The 25,048-nt window shown below is 73.5% G+C and carries 21 protein-coding genes and 1 pseudogene; 13 read left to right on the top strand and 9 right to left on the bottom strand.

All coding sequences use genetic code 11. The annotated features are described in order from the left end of the window. Positions 1-89: 89 nt before the first annotated feature. Positions 90-1,286 carry a hypothetical protein gene (locus ACGRHY_RS09215; protein WP_394634904.1) on the bottom strand — a complete coding sequence of 399 codons (1,197 nt, stop codon included), beginning with the start codon at positions 1,284-1,286 and terminating at the stop codon, positions 90-92. Positions 1,287-1,324: 38 nt separating this feature from the next. On the opposite strand from ACGRHY_RS09215, the gene ACGRHY_RS09210 reads away from it, so the two are divergent. The 4 genes and pseudogenes from ACGRHY_RS09210 to secD all read left to right on the top strand — a co-directional run bounded on the left by ACGRHY_RS09210 (position 1,325) and on the right by secD (position 6,198). After that, on the top strand, positions 1,325-2,527 hold the full coding sequence (locus ACGRHY_RS09210; protein ID WP_394634903.1) for a cystathionine gamma-synthase: 1,203 nt from the start codon (positions 1,325-1,327) through the stop codon (positions 2,525-2,527). A gap of 232 nt (positions 2,528-2,759) precedes the next feature. After that, positions 2,760-3,344 (top strand): annotated as a pseudogene (locus ACGRHY_RS09205) (response regulator). Positions 3,345-3,417: 73 nt separating this feature from the next. Beyond that, positions 3,418-3,813, top strand: a complete 396-nt coding sequence (locus tag ACGRHY_RS09200) for a hypothetical protein (RefSeq protein ID WP_394634902.1) — start codon at positions 3,418-3,420, stop codon at positions 3,811-3,813. A 63-nt stretch (positions 3,814-3,876) separates the two neighbouring features. After that, positions 3,877-6,198, top strand: coding sequence for a protein translocase subunit SecD (gene secD, locus ACGRHY_RS09195; protein ID WP_394634901.1), 2,322 nt, complete (start codon positions 3,877-3,879; stop codon positions 6,196-6,198). A gap of 122 nt (positions 6,199-6,320) precedes the next feature. Here the strand turns inward: secD and ACGRHY_RS09190 are convergent, their stop codons facing one another. After that, on the bottom strand, positions 6,321-6,533 hold the full coding sequence (locus ACGRHY_RS09190) for a hypothetical protein (protein WP_394634900.1): 213 nt from the start codon (positions 6,531-6,533) through the stop codon (positions 6,321-6,323). Positions 6,534-6,537: 4 nt separating this feature from the next. After that, positions 6,538-7,410, bottom strand: a complete 873-nt coding sequence (mca, locus tag ACGRHY_RS09185) for a mycothiol conjugate amidase Mca (protein WP_394634899.1) — start codon at positions 7,408-7,410, stop codon at positions 6,538-6,540. A gap of 95 nt (positions 7,411-7,505) precedes the next feature. Between mca and ACGRHY_RS09180 the strand changes: the two genes are divergently transcribed. Beyond that, positions 7,506-7,925: a DUF4307 domain-containing protein gene (locus tag ACGRHY_RS09180; RefSeq protein WP_394634898.1), complete on the top strand. Its 420-nt coding sequence runs from the start codon at positions 7,506-7,508 to the stop codon at positions 7,923-7,925. 142 nt (positions 7,926-8,067) lie between these two features. After that, positions 8,068-8,565 carry a transcription elongation factor GreA gene (gene greA / locus ACGRHY_RS09175; RefSeq protein WP_394634897.1) on the top strand — a complete coding sequence of 166 codons (498 nt, stop codon included), beginning with the start codon at positions 8,068-8,070 and terminating at the stop codon, positions 8,563-8,565. A gap of 145 nt (positions 8,566-8,710) precedes the next feature. Here the strand turns inward: greA and ACGRHY_RS09170 are convergent, their stop codons facing one another. From ACGRHY_RS09170 to ilvA, 3 genes are all read right to left on the bottom strand, one after another. Continuing rightward, on the bottom strand, positions 8,711-9,571 hold the full coding sequence (locus tag ACGRHY_RS09170) for an ABC transporter permease (RefSeq protein WP_394634896.1): 861 nt from the start codon (positions 9,569-9,571) through the stop codon (positions 8,711-8,713). Continuing rightward, positions 9,568-10,593 carry an ATP-binding cassette domain-containing protein gene (locus tag ACGRHY_RS09165; RefSeq protein ID WP_394634895.1) on the bottom strand — a complete coding sequence of 342 codons (1,026 nt, stop codon included), beginning with the start codon at positions 10,591-10,593 and terminating at the stop codon, positions 9,568-9,570. The genes ACGRHY_RS09170 and ACGRHY_RS09165 overlap by 4 nt, the downstream gene beginning before the upstream one ends. Positions 10,594-10,856: 263 nt before the next feature. Next, a complete protein-coding gene (gene ilvA, locus ACGRHY_RS09160) occupies positions 10,857-12,101 on the bottom strand; it encodes a threonine ammonia-lyase (protein WP_394634894.1) in 1,245 nt (414 codons plus the stop codon). A gap of 278 nt (positions 12,102-12,379) precedes the next feature. On the opposite strand from ilvA, the gene ACGRHY_RS09155 reads away from it, so the two are divergent. The 4 genes from ACGRHY_RS09155 (at position 12,380) to ACGRHY_RS09140 (ending at position 16,997) form a co-directional block, all read left to right on the top strand. Beyond that, positions 12,380-12,877 carry a MarR family winged helix-turn-helix transcriptional regulator gene (locus ACGRHY_RS09155; RefSeq protein WP_394637974.1) on the top strand — a complete coding sequence of 166 codons (498 nt, stop codon included), beginning with the start codon at positions 12,380-12,382 and terminating at the stop codon, positions 12,875-12,877. A gap of 109 nt (positions 12,878-12,986) precedes the next feature. Further along, the gene (locus ACGRHY_RS09150) at positions 12,987-15,074 is read left to right on the top strand and encodes a thioredoxin domain-containing protein (RefSeq protein ID WP_394634893.1); all 2,088 of its coding nucleotides are present in this window, start codon (positions 12,987-12,989) and stop codon (positions 15,072-15,074) included. A gap of 107 nt (positions 15,075-15,181) precedes the next feature. Beyond that, complete coding sequence (locus ACGRHY_RS09145; RefSeq protein ID WP_394634892.1) at positions 15,182-16,393, top strand: pyridoxal phosphate-dependent aminotransferase; 1,212 nt, start codon at positions 15,182-15,184, stop codon at positions 16,391-16,393. Positions 16,394-16,571: 178 nt separating this feature from the next. Next, complete coding sequence (locus tag ACGRHY_RS09140; protein ID WP_394634891.1) at positions 16,572-16,997, top strand: SCO4983 family protein; 426 nt, start codon at positions 16,572-16,574, stop codon at positions 16,995-16,997. A 125-nt stretch (positions 16,998-17,122) separates the two neighbouring features. Here ACGRHY_RS09140 and ACGRHY_RS09135 read toward each other — a convergent pair whose 3' ends face one another. Beyond that, positions 17,123-18,958: a phosphoenolpyruvate carboxykinase (GTP) gene (locus tag ACGRHY_RS09135; protein ID WP_394634890.1), complete on the bottom strand. Its 1,836-nt coding sequence runs from the start codon at positions 18,956-18,958 to the stop codon at positions 17,123-17,125. A 237-nt stretch (positions 18,959-19,195) separates the two neighbouring features. Here ACGRHY_RS09135 and trhA point away from each other — a divergent pair, with 237 nt between their 5' ends. Further along, entirely contained in the window at positions 19,196-19,930 is a 735-nt protein-coding gene (gene trhA, locus ACGRHY_RS09130) for a PAQR family membrane homeostasis protein TrhA (protein ID WP_394634889.1), read from the top strand. On the opposite strand, the gene ACGRHY_RS09125 is transcribed toward trhA, so the two are convergent. Together ACGRHY_RS09125 and ACGRHY_RS09120 are read right to left on the bottom strand one after the other, a co-directional pair. Then, positions 19,915-21,570, bottom strand: coding sequence for an N-acyl-D-amino-acid deacylase family protein (locus ACGRHY_RS09125; protein ID WP_394634888.1), 1,656 nt, complete (start codon positions 21,568-21,570; stop codon positions 19,915-19,917). The genes trhA and ACGRHY_RS09125 overlap by 16 nt on opposite strands. A 47-nt stretch (positions 21,571-21,617) precedes the next feature. Next, positions 21,618-22,982, bottom strand: a complete 1,365-nt coding sequence (locus tag ACGRHY_RS09120) for an amino acid deaminase (protein WP_394634887.1) — start codon at positions 22,980-22,982, stop codon at positions 21,618-21,620. Between the two features lie 205 nt (positions 22,983-23,187). Between ACGRHY_RS09120 and ACGRHY_RS09115 the strand changes: the two genes are divergently transcribed. After that, positions 23,188-24,255 carry a sugar kinase gene (locus ACGRHY_RS09115; RefSeq protein WP_394634886.1) on the top strand — a complete coding sequence of 356 codons (1,068 nt, stop codon included), beginning with the start codon at positions 23,188-23,190 and terminating at the stop codon, positions 24,253-24,255. Positions 24,256-24,260: 5 nt separating this feature from the next. Continuing rightward, the gene (locus tag ACGRHY_RS09110; protein WP_394634885.1) at positions 24,261-25,013 is read left to right on the top strand and encodes an IclR family transcriptional regulator; all 753 of its coding nucleotides are present in this window, start codon (positions 24,261-24,263) and stop codon (positions 25,011-25,013) included. Positions 25,014-25,048 lie beyond the last annotated feature (35 nt).

Below are 25,048 nucleotides of genomic sequence, written 5' to 3'. Positions count from 1 at the left end.
GTGGCCTCGGCGGGCCCGGTGGGCCCGGTGCCGCCTCGGGCGGTGTACGCCGTGTGGCGTACACCGTGTGCCGTACGCCGCCGTACGTCTCAGTGCGCCGGCGGGGTGTGCGCCGCGTCGCCGCCCAGGCTCTCGTAGCCGGCGACCGCCAGGGCGCGGTACGCCGTGTACTCCGCCACCGGGTCGCCGCCGTCGACCCAGGGCAGCGCACCGACATAACCATCGACGGCCCGCACCTGTTCCACAGCCTCCGCATACCGCTCGGCGCGCACCAGGAAGCACAGCAGCAGATGGCGCACGTGCGGGGCGACGGGGTGGTCGGCGGAGGCGTGGTGCAGGGCGTACCGCGCTCCTTCGATGGCCTGTTCCACCACCGCGCTCCGGTAGAGGCCACGCACCATGTTGGCGTCCGGCAGGTGGTCGTAGACCGCGAAGAGCGGCAGGGCCGGCAGCAGGCTGCCCTCGGGGGCCTCGCCCGCGGCGCGCTGCGCGAAGGCGTAGGCGTCCTCCTTGGAACCGTTGCCCTTGGCGGACCAGTACGGCAGCGCCACCAGGTGCGCGCCCATGTGGTGCGGCGCGCGCCTGCGCACCTCCTCCCACCGCTCCTCGAACTCGGGGCGGCGCACTCCCAGGGCGCGGGCTGCGAACAGGTCGGTGATGTACGCGGTGGGGTCGGCCGGGGCGAGCCGGATCGCCTCGCGGGCGATCTCGCGGGCCTCCTCCAGGATGATCCGCCGGTCGGCCGAGCCGGTGTCGCCCAGCGCCTGCCAGACCAGGAACTGCGCGTACACCTGCGCGCAGCCGGCGTCGCGCGGGGAGGCGGTGCGCCAGTCGCGCAGCCAGCGCGCGTCCGGGGCGGGCGCGGGGGCCGGCGGCTGCTCCTTGCTGAGGGAGGGGGGCCGGTCCGCCGAGGGGGCGGGCTCCGCCGGGGCCTCGGGGGTGGTGCGCGAGCGCGCCAGTTCCACGGCCGCGGCGCCCGCCAGCGACTGCACGCGCTGCCAGCGCAGCTCCCGGTCGTCGCCGGTCAGTGCGAGCAGCCGGGCGACGGGCTGCCAGTCCTGGGTCCGCCGGGTCTCCTCCAGCGCCTCGACCAGCTCCGGGTCGGGGCCCGGCAGCCGCACGTCGAGCCGCTCGGGCGGTACGAGGCCGTAGCGGTCCGGATCGCCGGCGGCCCGGACGCCGGGGGAGCCCCCGGAACCGGTCAGCTCCCGGCGGCGGCGGACGGCGGGCACGATCAGCAGCCCGACGACGGCGGCGGTGGCGATGAGGAACAGCAGGGCTTCCATGTCTCCACGGTACGGCCCGCGGGGCTAGGCTCGTGGCCATGAGTGACCAGCACGCAGCACGGGACGAGGCGCGGAACGCGAAGCAGGACGAGACGCGTACCCCGGCGCAGCACTTCGAGACCCTCGCCATCCACGCCGGGCAGGAGCCCGACGCCGCCACCGGGGCGGTGGTGCCGCCGATCCACCAGGTCTCCACGTTCAAGCAGGACGGTGTGGGGGGCCTGCGCGGCGGTTACGAGTACAGCCGCAGCGCCAACCCGACCCGCAGTGCGCTGGAGGAGAACCTCGCGGCGCTGGAGGGCGGGCGGCGCGGGCTGGCCTTCGCTTCCGGACTGGCCGCCGAGGACTGCCTGCTGAGGACCCTGCTCACCCCCGGCGACCACGTCGTCATCCCGAACGACGCCTACGGCGGCACCTTCCGGCTCTTCGCGAAGGTCGCCGAGCGGTGGGGCGTGGAGTGGGACGTGGCGGACTCCTCCGACCCGGCGGCCGTGCGCGCCGCGCTGCGCCCGCGCACGAAGGCGGTGTGGGTGGAGACCCCGTCCAACCCGCTGCTGGGCGTCGCCGACATCGCGGCGCTGGCCGACGTGGCCCGTACGGCGGGCGCCCGCCTGGTGGTGGACAACACCTTCGCCAGCCCCTACCTTCAGCAGCCGCTGGCGCTCGGCGCGGACGTCGTGGTGCACTCCACGACCAAGTACATGGGCGGCCACTCCGACGTGGTCGGCGGCGCGCTGATCACCGCCGACACCGCGCTGGGCGACGAACTGGCCTTCCATCAGAACGCGATGGGCGCCATCGCCGGGCCGTTCGACTCCTGGCTGGTGATGCGCGGCGTCAAGACGCTGGCGGTGCGGATGGACCGGCACTGCGCCAACGCCGCGCGGGTCGCCGAACTGCTCGTCTCCCACCCGAAGGTCGTCCAGGTGTACTACCCGGGGCTGGAGGCGCACCCCGGGCACGAGGTGGCGGCCAAGCAGATGCGCGACTTCGGCGGCATGGTCTCCTTCCGGGTCGCCGGGGGCGAGGAGGCGGCGGTCGAGGTGTGCAACAGGACGGAGCTGTTCACGCTCGGGGAGTCGCTGGGCGGGGTGGAGTCCCTGATCGAGCACCCGGGCCGGATGACACACGCCTCGGCGGCGGGCTCGGCGCTGGAGGTGCCCTCGGACCTGGTGCGGCTGTCGGTCGGCATCGAGGCCGCCGACGACCTGGTGGCGGACCTGGCGCAGGCGCTGGGCTGAGCCCGGGCCCGAAGCGGGCCGTACGGAGTCCGGCGGGGATCGCGGTCCCCGCCGGACTCCGTACGGGGGCGAATGCCACGGCGGGAGCGCGCGCTGCTCGTCGGCGCCGGCCTGGACATCGGCCCGGCGCCGGAGGGGGCGCCCGGGTCCGCCCGTCGGTGCCCGTGGACGGCGGGCCTCCGCGACGGGCACCACCGCGCGGTACGACCACCACCGGAGGGGAGGCGGCCGCGTGAAAGCGCCCGGGCCCGCCGTCACCCGCATCCTGCTCGCCGACGACCACGCGCCGGTCCGCCGCGGCCCGCGAGCGCCCCGTCGGCCTGGCCGTCCTCGACGTCGCCATGCCCCGTATGACCGGTCCGCGGGCGGCCCGGGAGCTGTCCGCCCGCCATCCCGGCCTGCGCATCCCGATCCTGTCGATGTACGACAACGAGCAGTACCTCTTCGAGGCGCTCAAGGCCGGGGCCCCGGGACACGTGCTGAAGCCGGTGGCCGACCGGGACCTGGCGGAGGCCCGCCGGGCGGCGATGCGCGGCGAGCCGTTCCTCTGCCCGGGTGCGGTCACCGCGCCGATCCGCGGCCACCTCGACCGCGTCCGGCAGGGCGGGGACGTCCCCGAACGGGTGCTCACCGCACGGGAGGAGGAGGTGCTCAAGCCGGTCGCCGGGGGCCGCTCCCCGAAGAGGATCGCCGAGACACCGGCCATCAGCGTCAGGACGGTGGAGAGGCACCGTGCGAACATGCTGCACAAGCTCGGCCGCGCGACCGCCCGGAACTGACCCGCTACGCGATCCGCGCGGGGCTGATCGAGCCCTGAGCCCGGTTGCGCGCCCGCCGGTGGCCGGCGGCGCCGGGGAGCGCCGCAGGAGGACAGCGGAGGAGGAGGCGGCATGGCCCAGCGTTCCGCCGTGCTCCGTGCCGCGCCCGTCCGGGCCCTGCTGGCGGTCGCGGCCCTCCTGCTGGGCGCCCTGGCCCCCACCGCCTCCGCGCTCGCCTCCGCGCCGGGCCCGGCACCCGCCGCCTCCGCCGTACCGGGCGCCGCGGGTGCGCAGACCGCCGACGGGCCCTGCGCGGCCGAATGCGGCCGCACCCCCCTGCTGCACCGGGACGCCGCGGCCGAGCGGCACGCCCCGCACCACGCGGGGGCGGCCCTGCCGGTCCGGGCCCGCCCCGTCCGGCCCACCGCGGGCATACGTCCGCCCGCACCCCTGCCGCACACCGCCGGACGTCCCCCGTACACCGCACGCCATCAGGGCCGGGCGCCGCCGCCTCCGCCGGGCAGCTGACGTTCCCCGTCGTCCCACCGCCGCGGCCGGCACCCGGCCGCGGCGCCCTGCTGGAGGCATACCTTGAAACGCGCCACCCTGGTGCGGGCACTCCTCGCCCTCGCCGTGATCGCCCTGTCCGTCTACGCCGCGGTGACCTCCTCCCCGCGGCTCGGCCTCGATCTGCGCGGCGGCACCCAGATCGTGCTGGAGACCCGTGACTCGCCCACCACCGAGGCCGACCGCGAGGCCACCGACCGCACCCTGGAGGTGCTGCGCCGCCGCGTCGACGCGCTCGGCGTCGCCGAACCGAACATCACCCGGTCCGGCGACAACCGGATCATCGTCGAACTGCCCGGCCTGCAGGACCCGCGCGAGGCCGCCGACGTCCTCGGCCGCACCGCACAGCTCACCTTCCACCCCGTCCTCGGCGCCGCGGCGGAGGGGGAGGAGCCCGAAGAGGCCGGGGAGGGCGAGCGCGTCCTGCCCGACACCTCCGGCCAGCGGCTGCGGCTGGGGCCGGCCGAACTGACCGGCGAGGGGGTGGAGGACGCCCAGGCCGCCATCGACCAGCAGACCGGCGGCGGCTGGTACGTCACCGTCGACCTGCGCGGCGGCGGTGAGGAGGCCTGGGCCGAGCTGACCGGCCAGGCCGCCTGTGCGCCGCCCGGCGACCCCGGGCGGCGGGTGGCGATCGTCCTGGACGACGAGATCATCTCCGCGCCGCAGGTCGATCCCTCGGTCGCCTGCGAGCGGGGCATCACCGGCGGCTCCACCCAGATCACCGGCAACTTCTCCCAGGAGGAGGCCAAGGAGCTGGCCCTGCTCATCGACGGCGGTGCCCTGCCGGTGCCGGTGGAGATCATCGAGCAGCGCACCGTCGGCCCGACGCTGGGCGAGGAGGCCATCGAGGCCAGTGCCCGGGCCGCGGTCATCGGCACCGCGCTGACCGCGCTGTTCATCATCGCCGTCTACCGTCTGCTGGGTGCCCTCGCCGCCGTGGCCCTGGCCTGCTACGGGCTCATCTCCTACGCCGCGCTGGTCGCGCTCGGCGCCACCCTCACCCTGCCGGGACTGGCCGGCTTCGTGCTGGCGATCGGCATGGCCGTGGACGCCAACGTGCTGGTCTTCGAACGCGCCCGGGAGGAGTACGCCGCCCGCCGCGGCAAGAACCTGCTCAGGGCGCTGACGGAGGGATTCCGCAACGCCCTCAGTGCCATCGCCGACTCCAACGTCACCACGCTGCTGGCCGCCGGCCTGCTGTTCTTCTTCGCCTCCGGACCGGTGCGCGGCTTCGGCGTGACACTGTCCATCGGTGTGCTCGCCTCCATGGTCAGCGCCCTGCTGATCACCCGGGTGCTCACCGAGTTCGCCGTCTCCCGCGACGCGGTGCGCAGACGGCCGCGGCTCACCGGCATCGCGGGCGTGGGCCGGGTGCGGGAGTGGGTCAACCGCCGCGAGCCGGATCTGATGCGCCGGCGGCGGCGCTGGCTGGCCGTCTCACTGGCCGCCGTCGTCCTGGCGGGCTCGGGCATCGCGGCGCGCGGGCTGGACTTCGGGGTGGAGTTCACCGGCGGGCGGCTGATCGAGTACTCCACCGCCACCCCCGTCGACCCGGAGCGGGCGCGCTCGGCGCTGGCCGAGGCGGGCTTCCCCCGTGCCGTCGTCCAGAGTTCGGGGGACGGCGACCTCACGGTGCGCACCGACGAGTTGTCCAACGCCGAGGCGGCCGAGGTGGCCGAGACGATCGGGGAACTGGGCGGGGAGACGGAGAAGATCCGCGACGAGCTGATCGGCCCCAGCCTCGGGGACGAGCTGCGCAGGGGCGCCCTGATCGCCCTCGGCGTCGCGCTGGCCGCCCAGATGCTCTATCTGGCGATCCGCTTCCGCTGGACCTTCTCGGCGGGCGCGGTGCTGGCGATGGTCCACGACGTGCTCATCCTCGTCGGGATCTTCGCCTGGCTCGGCAAGCCGGTCGACGGGGTGTTCCTGGCCGCGCTGCTCACCGTGATCGGCTACTCGGTCAACGACTCGGTGGTGGTCTTCGACCGGATCCGCGAGCTGTGGGCGGCCCGGCGCAAGGAGCCCTTCGCCGAGGTCGCCAACACGGCCGTCCTCCAGACCGTGCCCCGCACCGTGAACACCGGCGTGGGCGCGCTGTTCATCCTGGCCGCGCTCGCCCTGCTCGGCGGCGACACCCTGACCGACTTCGCCGTCGCGCTGCTGATCGGCATCGTCGTGGGCACCTGGTCCTCGGTGTTCACCGCGACGCCCCTCGCCATCGAACTGGAGGCGCACAGCAGCGCGCCGCCGCCCAGGCCGGCGCGGGGCAGGTCCTCGGCGGTCCCGGGCCGCTCCGGGACGCGGGGCGGGCGCGAGCGGGGCGACAGCGGCGCACAGGTCTGACGGGCCGGGCTCGGCGGCCGCTCCCGAGGGCACGCCGACGCGCCGCCGCACGCCCGGGGAGCGTGCGGCGGCGCACTGCGCGTACGCGGTGTGCGGCGGCCGTACGGCGGCGCCGGACGGGGTCAGGACCGCCCGGTGTCCGGAGCGGGCGGCTCCTCGAAGTCGACCTTCCCTATGTGGCGGTTCAGCGACTTCATCAGCATCCAGACGGCCAGCCCCAGCACCGCGAAGACGAGGAAGCCGAGGACGCCGGGCGTCACCTTGTTCTCGTCGAACTCCTTGGCGAGGTCGACGAGGCCGGGGGCCTGGGTGAGGGCGAGAGTGGTCGGGCTCATGGCATCAATTGTCGCGGATGCCCGCGAAGAGGTCGTCCTCGGGGAGGGACGTGTCCACCAGGGACTTCGCCAGCTCGTACTCCTCCGTCGGCCAGACCTGCCTCTGGAGCTCCATGGGGATCCTGAACCAGCCGCCGTCGGGGTCGATCTGGGTGGCGTGGGCGATCAGCGCCTTGTCCCGGATCTCGAAGAAGTCCGCGCAGGGCACGTAGGTGGTCAGCGTGCGTTCGGCACGCTGGAACTCGTCCCACCGCTTGAGCCACTCGCCGTAGGGGGACTCCAGGCCGCGCTCCAGCATCGCCTCGTGCAGGGCGAGGGTGCGGGGGCGGTTGAAACCCTGGTTGTAGTAGAGCTTCAGGGGCTGCCAGGGCTCGCCCGCCTCCGGGTACCGGGCGGAGTCGCCCGCGGCGTCGAAGGCCGCCATCGTGATCCGGTGGGTCATGATGTGGTCCGGGTGCGGGTAGCCGCCGTTCTCGTCGTAGGTGGTGACCACGTGCGGCCGGAAGGCGCGGATGCTGCGCACCAGCCGCTCGGCGGCCTCCTCCACGTCCTGGAGCGCGAAGCAGCCCTCCGGCAGCGGGGGCAGCGGGTCGCCCTCGGGCAGCCCGGAGTCGACGAAGCCCAGCCACTCCTGCTTCACGCCCAGGATCTCGCGGGCCTCGGCCATTTCCCTGGCCCGCACCTCGTGGATGTTCTCCTCGATGTAGGCGTCGCCCTGGAGTTTGGGATTGAGGATGGAGCCGCGCTCCCCGCCCGTGCAGGTCACGACCAGCACGTCCACCCCCTCGGACACGTACTTCGCCATGGTCGCCGCGCCCTTGCTCGACTCGTCGTCGGGGTGCGCGTGCACGGCCATCAGTCTGAGCTGTTCAGTCAAGGCTCGATCCTCGTTACCTGGTCATGGGAGACGGCTTCTATAGTGACCGAAGCGGCATCCGCTTGTATTCCCGATAGGACCGACAGGACATGGCGATGAGTTCGGCCGACCCCGCACGCGCAGAGCTGCCCCAGGGGCGGTACGGGCGCTCGGGGGACGAGCGCGCCGACCGCCGTCTGAAGGCGGTCGGTGCGGTGCTGGGCGCGGCGTTCCTGGCGCTGATCGCCTGGTTCGGGGTGTCCTACGTCACCGGGACGAAGGTCAGCGGAGAGCTGATCAAGTTCGAGATCGTCTCGGACCGCGAGGTGGCCGTCCACCTGGAGGTCCGCAAGGACGAGGGCGTCACCGGCGTGTGCACCGTCAACACCCTCGCGGAGGACGGCGGGGACGTGGGCCGGGCGGACTTCACCTTCGACGGGCCGCGGGGCCGCATCGACGAGGTCGTCGCCGTACGCACCACCGGGCGGGCCACCAGCGCCCAGCTGGTCGGCTGTACGGCGGCCGGCGGAAACTGACGCTCTTCCCCGGGCCCCGGAGGTCCGACCTTCTTCCCTTTTCCGGCGGAATTGTTAGGCTCGTGGTTTCGCCCACCCATGAAGGCGCACCCTTCGGGTAGGGCGTTGCTTTATATCCCGAGAGTACCTACGAGGAGCACCTGTGACCCAGACCAGCGACAACGTCACCTGGCTCACCCAGGAGGCGTACGACCAGCTCAAGGCCGAGCTGGAGTACCTGTCGGGTCCTGCCCGCGTCGAGATCGCCAAGAAGATCGAGGCGGCCCGCGAGGAAGGCGACCTCCGTGAGAACGGCGGCTACCACGCGGCCAAGGAGGAGCAGGGCAAGCAGGAGCTGCGGGTACGCCAGCTCACCCAGCTGCTGGAGAACGCCAAGGTCGGCGAGGCTCCGGCGGACGACGGTGTGGTCGAGCCCGGCATGGTGGTCACCGTCGCCTTCGACGGTGACGAGGACGACACGATCACCTTCCTCCTCGCCTCCCGCGAGTACGCCAGCTCGGACATCGAGACCTACTCCCCGCAGTCCCCGCTGGGCCGGGGTGTGAACGGCAAGAAGGTCGGCGACGACGCCGAGTACGAGCTGCCCAACGGCAGGATGGCCTCGGTGCGCGTCCTGAACGCCAAGCCGTACCAGGGCTGACCCTCCCGGGGGCGGAGGCCCACGGCGCAGTACGTCACGGCGCGGCCGGCCGCCGGACAGGGCCGGAGACGGCGCGCGGCCCCCGGCCGCCACGGAAGGCTCCGTGGCGGCCGGGGGCCGCTTCGCCGCACCCGCGGCGTGCCGGTCAGGCCGCCGAGCGGTACTTGCGCACCGCCAGGGTGCGGAAGAACGTGATGATCAGCGCCGACCACAGCAGCGAGGCCAGTACCGGGTTCTGCATGGGCCAGGCGTCGGGCGCCTGGTAGCCGGGCGGGAGGTTGCCGAACAGCTCGCGGGCCGCCAGCACGGTTGCGCTGAACGGGTTCCACTCGGCGACGTGCTGGAGGAACGACGGCATGTTCTCCGAGGGCACGAAGGCGATCGAGACGAAGGTCAGCGGGAACAGCCAGATCAGCCCGCCGGAGGTGGCCGCCTCCGGAGTGCGCACCGACAGGCCGATCAGCGCGCCGATCCAGGTGAAGGCGTAGCCCAGCAGGAGCAGCAGGCCGAAGCCCGCCAGTGCCTTGAGGACGCCCTCGTGGGCCCGCCAGCCGACGATCGTCGCCACGACGGCCAGAACCACCAGGGTCAGTGCGGTCTGGACGAGGTCGGCCAGGGTGCGGCCGGTCAGGACCGCGCCGCGCGCCATCGGCAGGGAGCGGAAGCGGTCGATGAGGCCCTTGTGCATGTCCTCGGCGATGCCCGCGCCCGCGCCGGCCGTGGCGAAGGTGACGGTCTGGGCGAAGATGCCCGCCATGAGGAACTCGCGGTAGGCGCCGGCGTCCACGCCGGCGCCGGGGATGCTGATCGAGCCGCCGAAGACGTAGCTGAACAGCACCACGAACATGACCGGCTGGATGAGGCCGAAGACGACCATCTCCGGGATGCGCATCATCCGCAGCAGGTTGCGCTTGGCGATGGTCAGCGAGTCCGTCAGGGACTGCCCGATGCCGCCGCCCGCGCGGGGCGCGCGGGTGGCGGGCGCGGAACCGGTGGTGGTGCTCACTTGGCGTTCTCCTTCCGGTCCGCGGCCTTCGCGGCGGACCCGGTGTCCTTGCCGTCCGTGCCGGCACCGGCCCCCTCGGCACCCTCTGCCGCGTGGCCGGTCAGCGAGATGAACACGTCGTCGAGGGTCGGGCGGCGCAGGCCGATGTCGTCGATCTCCACGCCGCGGGCGTCGAGCTCCCGGATGGCCTCGGCCAGGAGCTTGGCGCCCCCGACGACCGGGACCGTCAGCCTGCGGGTGTGCTCCTCCAGCGCGACCGCGCCCCTGCCCAGGCCCCGCATGACCTCCTCGGAGGTGCGGATGTCGTCGCGCTCGTGCACGACGACCTCGATGCGCTCGCCGCCGATGCGGGCCTTGAGCTCGTCGGAGGTGCCGCGGGCGATGACGCGGCCGTGGTCGACCACGGCGATGTCGTGGGCGAGCCGGTCGGCCTCCTCCAGGTACTGGGTGGTCAGCAGCAGCGTGGTACCGCCGGCGACCAGTTCCTCGATGACCTCCCACAGCGCCTGGCGGTTGCGCGGGTCCAGACCGGTGGTCGGCTCGTCCATGAACATCACGGGCGGGCTGACGACCAGCGCGGCGGCGAGGTCGAGGCGGCGGCGCATGCCGCCGGAGTACGTCTTGGCAATCCGGTCGGCGGCGTCGGCGAGGTTGAACCGCTCCAGCAGCTCGGCGGCCCGCCGCTTGGCCTCGCGTGCGGGCATCTGGTAGAGGCGAGCGACCATCTGGAGGTTCTCGCGGCCGGTCAGGTACTCGTCGACGGCGGCGAACTGCCCGGACAGGCCGATGGAGCGGCGCACCTCCTGGGGGTGCTTGAGCACGTCGATGCCCGCCACGACCGCGCGGCCGCTGTCGGGCCGCAGCAGTGTGGTCAGCACTCGTACGGTGGTGGTCTTCCCGGCGCCGTTGGGTCCGAGCAGGCCCAGTACGGTGCCTTCGGGGACGTCGAGGTCGACACCGTCCAGAGCCCTGACGTCGCCGAAGGTCTTGACCAGCCCCTCGGCGTGGATGGCACCTGGCATGGAGGTCTCCCATGGGTGTGGATGGTCGGAAAAGGGTGGCAACACGGATAAAACGGATAAATCAGAGGATGCGGAGAACACGGGAACCGCGGAAGGACAGCCGCTCCGCACCGAATGCGACGGCGCGGGCGGATGCGCGCGGACACACCGCGGGCGCGGTGCGGGTCAGCACTATGCAGCAACGCGATATATCGCGTCAAACGATTTACGGTGTGTCCCGGCGACGTGTCGCGCCGGTGCGCGGTGCGGGTGTGCCGTACGCCTCAGCCCGTCACCGTGTAACCGGCCCTGACCAGCGACGCCTTCACATCGGCGCAGTGCTGCGGACCCTTGGTCTCCAGTTGCAGATCAACCTCCACCTCCGTCAGCCCGAGCCGGGGATCGGTCCGCACATGGCTGACGTCCAGGACGTTGGCGTCCACCACCGACAGCTCCGCCAGGAGCGCCGCCAGCGCCCCCGGGCGGTCGGTCAGCCGCAGCCGCAGCGACAGGTAGCGGCCCGCCGCCGCCATACCGTGCCGCAGCGTGCGCTGCAGCACCAGGGGGTCGACGTTACCGCCGGAGAGCACGGCCACCACCGGCCCCTCGAAGGCGTCCGGAGCGGACAGCAGCGCCGCCACCGGGCTGGCGCCGGCCGGCTCGACGACGAGTTTGGCCCGCTCCAGGCAGAGCAGCAGCGCGCTGGAGATCGCGTCCTCGCTCACCGTACGGACCTCGTCGACCATCCTGCCGATGATCTCGAACGGTACGTCCCCGGGCCGCCCGACCATGATCCCGTCGGCCATCGTCGAGACCGACTCCAAGGTCACCGGGTGCCCGGCGGCCAGCGAGGGCGGGTACGCCGCGGCCCCCTCGGCCTGCACCCCGACCACGCGCACGTCCGGCCGCAGCGACTTCACCGCCAGCGCCAGCCCCGCCGCCAGCCCGCCGCCGCCGATGCCGACGACGACCGTGCGGACCTCCGGGCACTGCTCCAGGATCTCCAGCCCGACCGTGCCCTGGCCGGCGACGATGTCGGGGTGGTCGAAGGGGTGGATGAAGACCGCGCCGGTCTCGGCCGCGTACTCCTGCGCCGCCCGCAGCGTCTCGTCCACCACCTGTCCGTGCAGACGCACCCGGGCGCCGTAGTCGCGGGTCGCCGCCACCTTCGGCAGCGCCGCGCCCACCGGCATGAAGACCGTCGAGCGGACCCCCAGCAGGGACGCTGCCAGGGCGACGCCCTGGGCGTGGTTGCCCGCGGAGGCCGCGACGACCCCGTGAGCGCGCTCCTCGGCGGACATCGCGGCTATCCGCACGTACGCGCCGCGGACCTTGAACGATCCGGTGCGCTGGAGGTTCTCGCACTTGAGGTGTACGGGCGAGCCGACCAGTTCGCCGAGGTGGCGGCTGCCCTCCAGCGCGGTCGTCCGGGCGACCCCGGAGAGCGTCTTCTGGGCGGCGCGTACATCGTCGAGGGTGAGTGCCGGCGCGTCGTCGCGGCCGGTGTGCTGGACAGTGCTGGCGACCATGCCGCCAGTCTGGCAGCCCGGCCCGCGGGCGGCTCGCGGGGACCCGGCCGGCCCTGCGGGACCCCGGGCGGGGGCCGCGCACCGCTTCCCGCCGAGGGAGCCGTTCATTCGTACGCTGCCGGTACGGGGCGGGCCCGGGGCGCGTACTCTGTGGCACACCCTCAGCCCGTCGTACCCCGTATTCACGAAGAAGCGAGCAACCGGCCATGCCCACGCACCCGGACATGACGACCGCCCACCCCCACGACGAAACGAGCCAAGAGAGCGTGCAGGCCAGCATGCCCCCCACAGCAGGCCGCCCGGACCCCGCCCAGGACCGGACCGGCCCAGCACCCCTTCTCGACACCCTGCAGCACCAGGTGGCCCTCTTCGCGCGCCGCGCGGAGCAGACCCGGCTCGGCGGCGTCGGACAGGCCCGCAACTCCATGGACCGCGCCGCCTATCTGCTGCTCAACCGGCTGGACAGGGACGGGCCCACGGGCGTCAAGGCGCTCGCCGCGGGCATGGGGATCGACTCTTCGACCGTGACCCGCCAGGTGGCCCCGCTGGTGGAGTCCGGCCTGGTCAAACGCACCTCCCACCCCGACGACGGCCGCGCCGTGGTCCTCCAGCTCTCCCCGCGCGGCGTCGCGCGGCTGGAGCAGGTGCGCGCCTCGCGCCGCGAGCTCATGGAACTGCTGACACGGGACTGGGACGAGAAGGAGCGGACGGTCTTCTGCGAACTGCTCACCCGCTTCAACCAGGCCCTCTCCGACTTCCAGTCGGAGGGTTCCTGACCTCTTCCGCGGTCCTTCCGCGGTGCCCGCCCCCGACAGGGCGTCCGGGGGCGGGCCTTCGCGACGCGGCGTTCGCCCCCACGGGGCGCACAGAGGGCAGGATGGGGACATGGCCAACCGACTCGCTGCCGAGACGTCCCCCTACCTCCTCCAGCACGCGGACAACCCCGTCGACTGGTGGCCCTGGTCGCCGGAGGCGTTCGAGGAGGCGCGGCGGCGTGATGTCCCCGTGCTCTTGAGCGTTGGCTATAGCGCCTGTCACTGGTGCCACGTCATGGCGCACGAGTCCTTCGAGGACGACGGCACCGCTGCGTATATGAATGAGCACCTCGTGTCCGTCAAGGTGGACCGCGAGGAGCGCCCGGACGTCGACGCCGTCTACATGGAGGCGGTCCAGGCCGCCACCGGGCAGGGCGGCTGGCCCATGACCGTCTTCCTGACGCCGGACGGCGAACCGTTCTACTTCGGCACCTACTTCCCGCCCGAGCCCCGGCACGGGATGCCCTCCTTCCGCCAGGTGCTGGAAGGGGTGCGTGCCGCCTGGACCGACCGTCGCGAGGAGGTCGCCGAGGTGGCCGGGCGGATCGTGGACGATCTGGCGGGGCGGAGCATCGGCTACGGCGACGGCGGGGACACTCCGCGCCCGCCCCGGCCGGAGGAACTGGGCGCGGCACTGCTCGCACTGACCCGCGAGTTCGACGCGCGGCACGGCGGCTTCGGCGGCGCGCCGAAGTTCCCGCCGTCGATGGTGCTGGAGTTCCTGCTGCGCCACCATGCCCGCACCGGCTCCGAGGGCGCGCTGCAGATGGTGGAGGCGACCTGCGAGGCGATGGCGCGCGGCGGCCTCTACGACCAGCTCGGCGGCGGATTCGCCCGCTACTCGGTCGACGCCGCCTGGGTGGTGCCCCATTTCGAGAAAATGCTCTACGACAACGCCCTCCTGTGCCGGGTGTACGCGCATCTGTGGCGCGCCACCGGCAGCGAGCGGGCGCGGCGGGTCGCACTGGAGACGGCCGACTTCATGGTCCGCGAACTGCGCACCCCCCAGGGCGCCTTCGCCTCCGCGCTGGACGCCGACAGCGATGACGGCACCGGGAGGCACCGGGAGGGCGCGTACTACGTCTGGACGCCCGCCGAGCTGGGCGAGGTCCTCGGCGAGGAGGACGCCCGCCTGGCCGCCGCCCACTTCGGGGTGACCGAGGAGGGCACCTTCGAGGAGGGGGCCTCCGTCCTCCGGCTCCCGGACGCCGACGGCCCCGCGGACGCCGGGCGGATCGATTCGGTGCGGCGGCGGCTGCTGGACGCCCGGTCCAGGCGTCCGCGCCCCGGCCGGGACGACAAGGCCGTCGCCGCCTGGAACGGGCTGGCGATCGCCGCGCTCGCCGAGACCGGCGCCTACTTCGACCGGCCCGATCTGGTGGAGGCGGCCACCGCCGCCGCCGATCTGCTGGTCGCCGTCCACCTCGACGAGGGCGGACGCCCGGCGCGCACCTCCCGCGACGGCGCCGCGGGCTCCGGCGCGGGGGTGCTGGAGGACTACGGCGACGTGGCCGAGGGCTTCCTCGCCCTGTACTCGGTGACCGGTGAGGCCTGCTGGCTGGAGCTGGCCGGCACCCTGCTGGACACCGTGCTCAGGCGCTTCACCGCCGCCGACGGCGCCCTGTACGACACCGCCGACGACGCCGAGCGGCTCATCCGCCGCCCCCAGGACCCCACCGACAACGCCGCGCCCTCCGGCTGGACGGCCGCCGCCGCGGCCCTGCTGTCGTACGCCGCCCACACCGGGTCCTCCCGCCACCGCGAGGCCGCCGAGCGGGCGCTGGGTGTGGTGACGGCGCTGGCCCCGCGCGTACCGCGCTTCATCGGCTGGGGACTGGCCGCGGCCGAGGCGGCGCTGGACGGGCCGCGCGAGATCGCGGTGGTCGGCCCGGCCGGCGATCCGGCCACCGCCGTACTGCACCGCACCGCCCTGCTGGCCACCGCGCCCGGCGCGGTGGTGGCCGTCGGTGAACCGTCGGCGGGCGGCGGGGACGGCGCGGACGGCGGCGCGGACGGGGAGACGCCCGCGTTGCTGCGCGACCGGCCGCTGCTGGACGGCCGCCCGGCCGCGTACGTCTGCCGGCACTTCGCGTGCGACGCCCCCACGGCCGACCCGGAGCGGCTGGCGCGGACGGTGGGGTCGTCCGCCGGGGCGTGAGGCGGTGCGGGCGGCGCTGCTCTCCACCACCCGCGCGCCGCCCGCACGTCACCCACGTGGGGAAAAACACGGAGCGCCCGGCCCGGTGTGTCCGTACAGTGGCCGTCATGCAGGTGATCCAGTCGACGAAACTCGCCAATGTCTGCTACGAGATCCGGGGCCCGGTTCTCGAGGAGGCCATGCGGCTGGAGGCGGCGGGGCACCGCATCCTCAAGCTCAACACCGGCAACCCCGCGCCCTTCGGCTTCGAGTGTCCGCCGGAGATCCTCGAGGACATGCTGCGCAACGTCGGGTCGGCGCACGGCTACGGCGACGCCAAGGGGCTCCTGGCGGCCCGGCGCGCGGTGATGCAGTACTACCAGACCAAGGGCATCGAGCTGGACGTCGAGGACGTCTACATCGGCAACGGCGCCTCCGAGCTGATCCAGATGTCCATGCAGGCGCTGCTGGACGACGGCGACGAGGTGCTCGTGCCGACGCCGGACTACCCGCTGTGGACGGCCTCGGTCTCACTGTCGGGCGGCACCGCCGTGCACTACCGCTGCGACGAGCAGTCCGACTGGATGCCGGACCTCGCCGACATCGAGCGCAAGGTGACCGACCGCACCAAGGCGATCGTCGTCATCAACCCCAACAACCCCACCGGCGCCGTCTACGGCGAAGAGGTGCTGCGCGGCCTGACGGACATCGCCCGCCGCCACGGCCTGATCGTCTACTCCGACGAGATCTACGACAAGATCCTCTACGACGACGCCACCCACACCCCCACCGCCGCCGTCGCCCCCGACCTGCTGACCGTCACCTTCAACGGTCTGTCCAAGTCCTACCGGGTGGCCGGGTACCGCTGCGGCTGGATGGCCGTCTGCGGGCCGAAGACGCACGCCGCCAGCTACATCGAGGGCCTGACGATCCTGGCGAACATGCGGCTGTGCGCCAACATGCCGTCCCAGTACGCGGTGGCCACCGCGCTGGGCGGACGGCAGTCGATCAACGATCTGGTGCTGCCGGGCGGGCGGCTGCTGGAGCAGCGCGACACCGCGTACGAGCTGCTGACGTCCATCCCGGGCGTGACGTGTGTGAAGCCCAGGGGGGCGCTGTACCTCTTCCCGCGGCTGGACCCCCAGGTCTACAGGATCAAGGACGACCGGCAGATGGTCCTCGACCTGCTGCGGGCGGAGAAGATCATGGTCGTCCACGGCACGGGATTCAACTGGCCCGAGCCGGACCACTTCCGGATCGTCACGCTGCCTCCGGCGCAGGATCTGGCGGACGCGGTGCAGCGGATCGGGAAGTTCCTCGACGGCTACGGCCAGCACTGAGGGCCAGCACCGAGGGGTCGTCCGCGTCCGGTGAGCGGCGCGGGGTGACCGGAGTCCGGACGGATGGGAAAGGCCTGGCGGGAGTTGGCGAAGACGCCGGGAAACTTTCTGCATCCGCGACAAGTTTAGACAGAGTCCAAGTTAAGGTGGCCTCCTGAATCAGCCAGGAGGCCATCCCATGTACGAACCGATTCGCACGCCGTCGGTCCACGCCATGGCCGATCCGGCCAGGACCGAGGGACTCCTCCCGCGCCGCTCCCGCGAGGAGGAGCTGGACAACAGGCTGGCCGGCCATCTCACCGCGCTGCTGACCGTGACCGACGAGATCCGCGCGCACACCCCGGACGCGGAGCTGGACGACGCCGCACAGCGGCTCGACGCACAGGTCACCCGGTTGTGCGCAGGGCGTGCCCCGCTGCGGGCCGAGCCGTCCGCCGCCGGCGCCGACGCCTCCCGCGTCGCGGCCCTCCACCAGCGGGCCCACACGCTCGCCGGGCAGGCCCTGGCCGTGGCCACCTCCCGCTCGGACGCGGCGGCCGCCCCCCTGGCCGCCGAGCGGATGGAGGTCCACGCCCGGGCACTGGGTCTGGCCGAGGTCGGCTGACCGGCACCGGACCCGCAGGACCGGCGCCGGCCGGAGGACGGGAAGCCCGCGGGCCCGTCCCGGCGTCCTGTGCCGGGACGGGCCCGCGGGCTCCCGCGGTGCGGCCCGGCCGTCCGGCCGGCCGCTCAGCCCAGGCGCTCGACCAGGGCGTGGTACTCGTCCCACATCGCCTTCGGGGTGTGGTCGCCGAAGGTGTTCAGGTGCTCGGGGATGAGGGCGGCCTCCTCGCGCCAGGCCTTCTCGTCCACCTTCAGCAGGAACTCCAGGTCCGCCTCGGGCAGCGCCAGACCGTCGGTGTCCAGGGCGCTCTTGGCCGGGACGATGCCGATGGGCGTCTCGGCGCCCTCCGCCTCGCCGTTCAGGCGGCCGACGATCCACTTGAGCACCCGGCTGTTCTCGCCGAAGCCCGGCCACACGAACCGGCCGCCCTCGTCCTTGCGGAACCAGTTCACGTAGTAGATCCTCGGCAGCTTCGCCGGGTCGGCCTTGGCGCCGACATCCAGCCAGTGGCCCATGTAGTCGCCCATGTTGTAACCGCAGAACGGCAGCATGGCGAACGGGTCGCGGCGCAGCTCGCCGACCCTGCCCTCGGCCGCGGCCGTCTTCTCCGAGGCCACGTTGGCACCGAGGAAGACGCCGTGCTGCCAGTCGAAGGACTCCGTCACCAGCGGCACCGCGCTTGCGCGGCGTCCGCCGAAGAGGATCGCCGAGATCGGCACGCCCCTGGGGTCCTCCCACTCCGGCGCGATGATCGGGCACTGCGAGGCGGGCACGGTGAAGCGCGCGTTGGGGTGCGCGGCGGGGGTGCCGGAACCGGGCGTCCAGTCGTCGCCCCGCCAGTCGGTCAGGTGGGCCGGGGGCTCGGAGGTCATGCCCTCCCACCACACGTCGCCGTCGTCGGTGAGCGCGACGTTGGTGAAGATCGCGTTGCCCCACAGGGTCTTCATCGCGTTGGCGTTGGTGTGCTCGCCGGTGCCCGGCGCCACGCCGAAGAAGCCGGCCTCGGGGTTGATCGCGTAGAGGCGGCCGTCCTCGCCGAAGCGCATCCAGGCGATGTCGTCGCCGATCGTCTCGACCGTCCAGCCCGGGATCGTCGGCTCCAGCATCGCCAGGTTGGTCTTGCCGCAGGCGCTGGGGAACGCGGCGGCGACGTACTTCGACTCACCGCGCGGCGGCGTCAGCTTCAGGATCAGCATGTGCTCGGCGAGCCAGCCCTCGTCGCGCGCCATCACCGAGGCGATGCGCAGCGCGTAGCACTTCTTGCCCAGCAGCGCGTTGCCGCCGTAGCCCGAGCCGTAGGACCAGATCTCACGGGTCTCGGGGAAGTGGGAGATGTACTTGGTGGAGTTGCACGGCCAGGGGACGTCCTCCTGGCCCGGCCGAAGCGGTGCGCCGACGGTGTGGACCGCCTTGACGAACGTCCCGTCCTCGCCCAGCTCCTCCAGGACGGCGCTGCCCATGCGGGTCATCGTCCGCATGGAGACGGCCACGTACGCGGAGTCGGTGATCTCCACGCCCAGTGCGGAGAGCGGAGAGCCCAGCGGACCCATGCAGAAGGGGACGACGTACATCGTCCGGCCGCGCATCGAGCCGCGGAAGACGCCGCCCTCGCCACCGGACCCGGTGAAGACCTCGCGCATCTTCGCGGGATCCATCCAGTGGTTGGTGGGGCCCGCGTCCTCCTCCTTCTCGGAGCAGATGAAGGTGCGGTCCTCGACGCGCGCCACGTCGGACGGGTCGGAGGCGGCGTAGTACGAGTTGGGTCGCTTGACCGGGTCGAGCCCGGTGAAGGTGCCCTTCTCGACCAGCTCCCCGCAGAGCCTGTCGTACTCCGCCTCCGAGCCGTCGCACCAGACGACGCGGTCGGGCCGGGTGAGGGCCGCGATCTCGTCGACCCAGGCGGTCAGCTCCTGGTGACGGGTGGGGATGGTGTTGCCGGGAGCCGCAGTACTGCGCGCCACAATCGCTCCAGATGTCGAGGGTTTCATGCCGGATACCGCACGTGTATCCGGTTTGTTCGTCCGTACTTCAGACACGGCCCCGTGGGGGCTGCGACCCGGATGCTGCGGCGTTGCTCATCCGGTGTCGACCACGCTCATTTGATATTCCGCCCTCGGGGCGATTCTGTCCAGACGGCCGTATGGTGAGCATGGACACGCGGCGGTGAAACCTACGATCACGTAGGTACGATGAGACGTATGACCGCCGCAGTGCCCGAATCCCCCAGGACTCTGCCCGCCGACGACCGCGACGGCCGTGGGGACCACGAGAACCACGGGGCCGAGAGGTCCGTCCACCCCGTCAAGCCCCGCCTGCGGGGCTGGCTGCACGCCGGGATGTTCCCGGCCGTGCTGATCTCGGGGATCTTCCTGACCGCCCTGGCGCAGACCCCGCGCGGCCGTCTGGCCTGCGCGGTCTACACACTGACCGCCTGTCTGCTGTTCGGCGTCAGCGCCCTGTACCACCGCGGGGACTGGGGCCCGCGCGCCAACGCGGTGCTCCGCCGCCTCGACCACGCGAACATCTTCCTGATCATCGCGGGCACCTACACGCCCCTGACGATCCTGCTCGTACCCGGAGGCCGCGGCCAGTTGCTGCTGTGGGGCGTCTGGGCCGCCGCCGTCGCCGGCATCGCCTTCCGCGTCTTCTGGGTCGGCGCGCCGCGCTGGCTCTACACCCCCTGCTACATCGCGATGGGCTGGGCCGCGGTGTTCTTCCTGCCCGACTTCCTGCGCGCGGGTGGCGTCGCCGTCCTGGTGTGCGTGATCGTCGGCGGCCTCCTCTACAGCGTGGGCGGCCTCGTCTACGGCATCAAGCGGCCGAACCCCTCACCGCGCTGGTTCGGCTTCCACGAGGTCTTCCACTCCCTCACCCTGGCCGCCTTCGCCGTCCACTACGTGGGGATCTCCCTGGTCGCCTACAACGCCTCCTGACGGCTGACGCCCGGCGCCCGACATCCGCCCCCGGCGGACGGTCGGGCGCCGCGCCGCACCGAGCGGCCGGCGAGCACATCGGTGCGGCGGCCGTCCTCGACGGCGAACCGGCCGCCGACCAGCACATGCGGGATGCCCGACGGCGGGGTGCGCGGCGCCTCGAACGTCGCCCCCGCCGCCACCGTCTCCGGGTCGAACAGCACCAGGTCGGCGTGGTACCCCTCACGCACCAGCCCCCGGTCCGGCAGTCGCAGCCGGGCGGCCGGCCGCCCGGTCAGGTGCGCCACGCACTCCTCCAGCGACAGCACACCCGACTCGCGCACATAGCGGCCCAGGTAGTGAGGGAAGGTGCCCCACGCCCGCGGATGGGGCCGGCCGCCGACGAGGATGCCGTCGCTGCCGCCGGTGTGGGCGCGGTGCCGCATGATCGCCCGGACGTTCTCCTCGTGCCCGACGTGCTGGAGGACGGTGGTGCCCAGCCGGTCCTGAAGCAGCAGCCGCCGCGCCACCGCGAACGGCTCCTCGCCGCGCCCGGCCGCCGACCGCGCGATCGTGCGGCCCACGTATCCGGCCAGGGCGGGGTCGGTCACCCCGGAGACCTCCACGGTGTCCCAGTCGACCGGCACCCCGTGGCAGCCGTCCGAGCCCTCGGTCTCCATGGCGTACCGGATCCGGGCGCAGACCGCCGGGTCCCGCAGCCGGGCGAGGGCCGCCCCGGGACCGCCCTCGGCCGCCCAGCTCGGCAGCAGCGCGGCCAGGGTGGTGCAGCCGGGCAGGTAGGGATAGCTGTCCAGCGTCAGGTCCACGCCCTCGTCCAGGGCCGCGTCCAGCAGGGCCAGCAGTTCGGGGGCGCGACCGGCGTTGACGGAGAAGTTCACGGTGGCGTGCGCCAGGTGCAGGGCGCATCCCGAGGCGCGGGCGACCTCGATCATCTGCGCGTACGCCTCCAGCGCGCCGGCGCCGTAGGAGCGGTGGTGGGGGCAGTGGTAGCCGCCGTAGGACGCCACCACCCGGCACAGCTCGGTCAGCTCGGCGTCCGGTGCGTACATCCCCGGGGTGTACGTCAGGCCGGACGACATCCCCACCGCGCCCTGTTCCAGGCCCTCGGCCACCAGGCGCCGCATCTTCTCCAGCTCCCCGTCCGTGGCGGGCCGGGCCTCCCAGCCGACCACCATCGCCCGCACGGTGCCGTGGGGGACGAGGTAGGCGGCGTTGACGGCGGTGCCGCGATCGAGCCGGTCCAGGTACTCCCCGACGGTCCGCCAGTCGAACCCGACGTCCGAGCCGTCCCCGTTCCATCCGGTGATCGCCTGCCGTACCCGCGTCAGCGTGCGGTCGTCCACCGGCGCGTACGACAGACCGTCCTGCCCGAGCACCTCCAGCGTCACGCCCTGGGCGACCTTGGCGACGTGGGCGGGATCGCGCAGCAGTGCCAGATCGCTGTGGGCGTGCATGTCGATGAAGCCGGGCGCGAGGACGAGGCCGTCCGCCTCCAGCACGCGCTGTGCGCCGGGGCGCGGTCCGGGGTCGCCCTCGCGGTGGACCACGGCGATCCGGCCGCCGTCGACGCCGACGTCGGCCCGGCGGGCTGGGGCCGGGGTGCCGTCGGCGACGCGTGCGCCGCGCAGGACGAGTTCCACGGCGGACTCCGGTTCTCGAAGGTCGAAGGCGGGGCGGGGGAAGGGGGTCAGAAGAACGTGCGGACGAAGTCGGTGACGGTGCCGTCGGCCTCGGCGACCGGGATGAGCTGCCACCGGTCGAAGACCGTGCACGGATGCGACAGGCCCAGCGCCACCCAGTCGCCCACCTCCAGCTCCGCACCCGGTGCGAGGCGGACGAACGCGTGCTGGTCGGCCAGCTTCACCACCTCCGTCCCGTCCGCGGCCCGTTCGGCGCCGCCGGCGGTGCGGACGGCCACCGGCTGGGGCAGGCCCAGGTCGTAGGAGGCGTCGCGCTTGCCCGCGTTGAGGAGCGCCAGATGTGGCTCGGGCCGGGAGACCACCTGCGCCCACAGCCGGAACGCCGACAGCAGCGAGCCCTGCCCGGGGGCGCGGTTGAACGGCGTCGCGCGGTGGTAGTGACCGTCGTCGTGCGAGACGTACGCGCCCGAGCGCAGCAGCCTCAGCACCGGGCGAGACAGCTCCGGTACGCGCCCGAACACCTCGGCCACCACGTCGAACCAGGCGCTGCCGCCCGCGCTCACCACGATCTCCTCGGCCGGCCCCAGGGCGGCGAAGCGGCCCGCCGCGTCCAGGCCGGCGGCCAGCGCGACCAGGTCCTCCAGCCAGGCCCGTACACGCGCGGCGTCGGCGTCCGGCACCTCGCCCTCGTAACCGGCGACACCGACCAGCCGCAGCGACGCCGCGTCCGTCACCGCCCGCGCCACCCGGGCCGCCTCGTCGGCCGTGCGCACACCGGTACGGCCGCCCGGGACGCCGAGTTCGACGACGACGTCGAGGGGGCGCGGAGCGGGAAAGGCGCCGCGGGCCGGAGCCAGGGCGGCGTCCATCAGCTCCACGCCGCGCACCGAGTCCACGTAGCAGACGATCACCGCCTCCGGGTCCGCTGCCAGTTCCGCGGCGATCCAGCGCAGCGCGGCGGCGTCCACCACCTCGTTGGCCAGGAAGATCCGCCGCACCCCGAAGGCCCGGCAGACGCGCGCCTGGGAGGGCACCGCGGCCGTGATGCCCCAGGCGCCGTGGCCGAGCTGGCGCCGGAAGAGCTGCGGGGACATCGAGGTCTTGCCGTGCGGGGCGAGGGCGAGGCCGTGGCGGGCGGCGAAGGCACCGAGCTGCCGCAGATTGTGCTCCAGCGCCCCGGCGGTCAGCGTCAGCACCGGGGTGGTGAAGCCGCCGGTGAACAGCGGGCGCCGCTCGGCCGCCAGTTCGCCCACGGTCAGTCCGGCCGCGTCCGGGGGCAACCCCTTGAAGCGGTGGTCGACGACCTCGCCGGCGAGACGGGCGACGGGGTCCGCGGGCCCGGGCCCCCCGGTGCGCCGGGGGGGTTCGGGACGCCGGAGGTGCTCGGGGGGCTCGGGGTACTCGTCGGCCATGGTGAACTCCGGACTCCGTGACGGGCTCGGAAAGGCTGTTGCGATATGTGCAACACTTATTGCGCATAGTGCTTGTTGCTGTCTAGCATCCCCGCGAACGCCCGGTCAACGGACGGCCGGGACGGGGAGCGGCCCGCGGGCCGCCCGGAAGCGGAGAAGGGGAGGGGCGACCGTGGCAGTGCCTCCTGTGCCTCCTGTGCCTCCCGTGTCTCCTGCGTCCACCGCGCCCTCGGCACCTCCCGCGGCCGCCGGGCCTCGTGCCGGGGCCCCCTTCGACGTGGTCTGCCTGGGGGAGACCATGGCGGCCTTCCGGCCCGCCGGCTCCGGCCGGCTCGCCGACTCCCCGGTCTTCGTCCGCGGCGTCGGCGGCGCCGAGTCCAACACGGCCTGCCTGCTCGCCCGCGCCGGGCACCGGGTCCGCTGGATCGGGCGTGTGGGCACGGACGGCTTCGGAGACCACGTACTGGCCGAGGTCGCCGCCCACGGCGTGGACGTCTCCGCGGTGCGCCGCGACCCCGAGCGCCCCACCGGCGTCTACTTCCGCACCGGCGGCGAGCGCTCCACCACAGGCGAGCGGCCCGCAGATCCGGCCCTGGCCGAGGTGCTCTACCACCGCGCCGGATCGGCCGCCTCGGCGATGTCCCCGGCCACCGTCGACCGCGCCGCCGCCGAATCCGGCCGGGTCCTCCACCTCAGCGGCATCACGGCGGCCCTGTCCGACGGCTGCCGGGCACTGCTGTACGAGCTGACCGCGCCCCGGCCCGGGCGGCCGCTGCTGTCCTTCGACGTCAACTACCGGGCAGGGTTGTGGAAGGGGCGGGATCCGGCCGTCCTGCTCGACCTCGCCCGCCGCTGCGACCTGGTCTTCACCGGCGCGGACGAGGCGCGGGCGGCCTGGGGCGCGGCGGATCCCGCCGCCCTGCGCGAGCTGCTGCCGGAGCCGTCCGTGCTCGTCGTCAAGGACGGTGGCTGGGGCGCGACGGCCCACACCGCGGCGGGCCTGTGCCGGGTGCCCGCCCTGTCCGTGGAGACGGCCGACCCCGTCGGTGCCGGGGACGCCTTCGCCGCCGGGTTCCTCTCGGCCACCCTGCGCGGACTGCCCCCGCGGGCGCGGCTGCGGCACGGCCATCTGGCCGCCGCCGCCGCGCTCACCCGCCCGGGCGACCTCGCCGAGCCGCCCGGCCGGGTCCTGGCCGACCGGCTGGCCGCGCTCGACGACGACGCCTGGGGCAGACTGCGGCTCACCCCCGGCTGGACCACACGGAAGGCGTGAGACAGATGAGCCAGACCGTCGACCGGGCGCTGAGCATCCTTCCCCTGCTCGCGCGCGGACCGGCAGGCCTCGAACAGGTCGCCCGGCACCTGGACGTCCACAAGTCCACCGCCCTGCGGCTGCTGCGCACCCTGCACGAGCACGGCATGGTCCACCGACAGGCCGACCAGCGCTACCGCCTGGGGGCGCGGCTGATCGCGCTGGCCCAGGAGGCCGTTGAGAACATCGACGTGCGCGCCGTCGCCCACCCGTACCTGGCCGAGCTGAACGAGGCATGCGGCCACACCGTCCACCTGGCGGTGCGGCAGGAGGACGAGGTCCTCTACATCGACAAGGTCGAGAGCCGCTACCCGGTGCGGATGTACTCGCGCATCGGCAGACCGGTGGCGGTAACCGTCGCCGCGGTCGCCAAGGTCATCCTCGCCGACCTGCCCGAGGCCGAGCGGCGCGCGCTCGCCGAGGGCCTGGACTACCCCCGCCACACCCCCCGCTCCACGCCCGGACCGGCCGCCTTCCTCAGGGAACTGGCCCGGGTGCGCGAGCAGGGCTGGGCCACCGACCTCGGCGGCCACGAGGAGACGGTCAACTGCGTCGCCGCCCCCGTGCGCGGCGCGGACGGCCGGGTCGCCGCCGCGCTGTCGGTCTCCGCGCCCGCCGCCGTAGCGGGCGCCGACGAGCTCATGCGCCTGCTGCCACTGGTGCGGCGTACGGCCGACGCCGCCAGCGCCGAGTACTCGGGCAGGCCGCCCGCCTCCTGAGCCGGTGAGACCCCGCGAACCCCCATCCATCCGGA

The organism is Streptomyces shinuiensis, from assembly GCF_043660855.1.
Classification (GTDB): Bacteria; Actinomycetota; Actinomycetes; order Streptomycetales; family Streptomycetaceae; genus Streptomyces.
The sequence above is the reverse complement of the archived record's forward strand: the minus strand, read 5'-3'. Positions and strand labels throughout refer to the sequence as shown.

Excerpts from the sequence above, each read along its gene's own strand:
- ACGRHY_RS09200 (WP_394634902.1), top strand. The coding sequence starts at position 3,418 with ATGGCCCAGCGTTCCGCCGTGCTCCGTGCCGCGCCCGTCCGGGCCCTG.
- ACGRHY_RS09165 (WP_394634895.1), bottom strand. The coding sequence starts at position 10,593 with ATGCCAGGTGCCATCCACGCCGAGGGGCTGGTCAAGACCTTCGGCGAC.
- ACGRHY_RS09180 (WP_394634898.1), top strand. The coding sequence starts at position 7,506 with ATGAGTTCGGCCGACCCCGCACGCGCAGAGCTGCCCCAGGGGCGGTAC.
- ACGRHY_RS09215 (WP_394634904.1), bottom strand. The coding sequence starts at position 1,286 with ATGGAAGCCCTGCTGTTCCTCATCGCCACCGCCGCCGTCGTCGGGCTG.
- trhA (WP_394634889.1), top strand. The coding sequence starts at position 19,196 with ATGACCGCCGCAGTGCCCGAATCCCCCAGGACTCTGCCCGCCGACGAC.
- ACGRHY_RS09140 (WP_394634891.1), top strand. The coding sequence starts at position 16,572 with ATGTACGAACCGATTCGCACGCCGTCGGTCCACGCCATGGCCGATCCG.
- ACGRHY_RS09155 (WP_394637974.1), top strand. The coding sequence starts at position 12,380 with ATGCCCCCCACAGCAGGCCGCCCGGACCCCGCCCAGGACCGGACCGGC.
- ACGRHY_RS09120 (WP_394634887.1), bottom strand. The coding sequence starts at position 22,982 with ATGGCCGACGAGTACCCCGAGCCCCCCGAGCACCTCCGGCGTCCCGAA.
- ACGRHY_RS09110 (WP_394634885.1), top strand. The coding sequence starts at position 24,261 with ATGAGCCAGACCGTCGACCGGGCGCTGAGCATCCTTCCCCTGCTCGCG.
- ACGRHY_RS09210 (WP_394634903.1), top strand. The coding sequence starts at position 1,325 with ATGAGTGACCAGCACGCAGCACGGGACGAGGCGCGGAACGCGAAGCAG.
- ACGRHY_RS09150 (WP_394634893.1), top strand. The coding sequence starts at position 12,987 with ATGGCCAACCGACTCGCTGCCGAGACGTCCCCCTACCTCCTCCAGCAC.
- ilvA (WP_394634894.1), bottom strand. The coding sequence starts at position 12,101 with ATGGTCGCCAGCACTGTCCAGCACACCGGCCGCGACGACGCGCCGGCA.
- ACGRHY_RS09145 (WP_394634892.1), top strand. The coding sequence starts at position 15,182 with ATGCAGGTGATCCAGTCGACGAAACTCGCCAATGTCTGCTACGAGATC.
- ACGRHY_RS09190 (WP_394634900.1), bottom strand. The coding sequence starts at position 6,533 with ATGAGCCCGACCACTCTCGCCCTCACCCAGGCCCCCGGCCTCGTCGAC.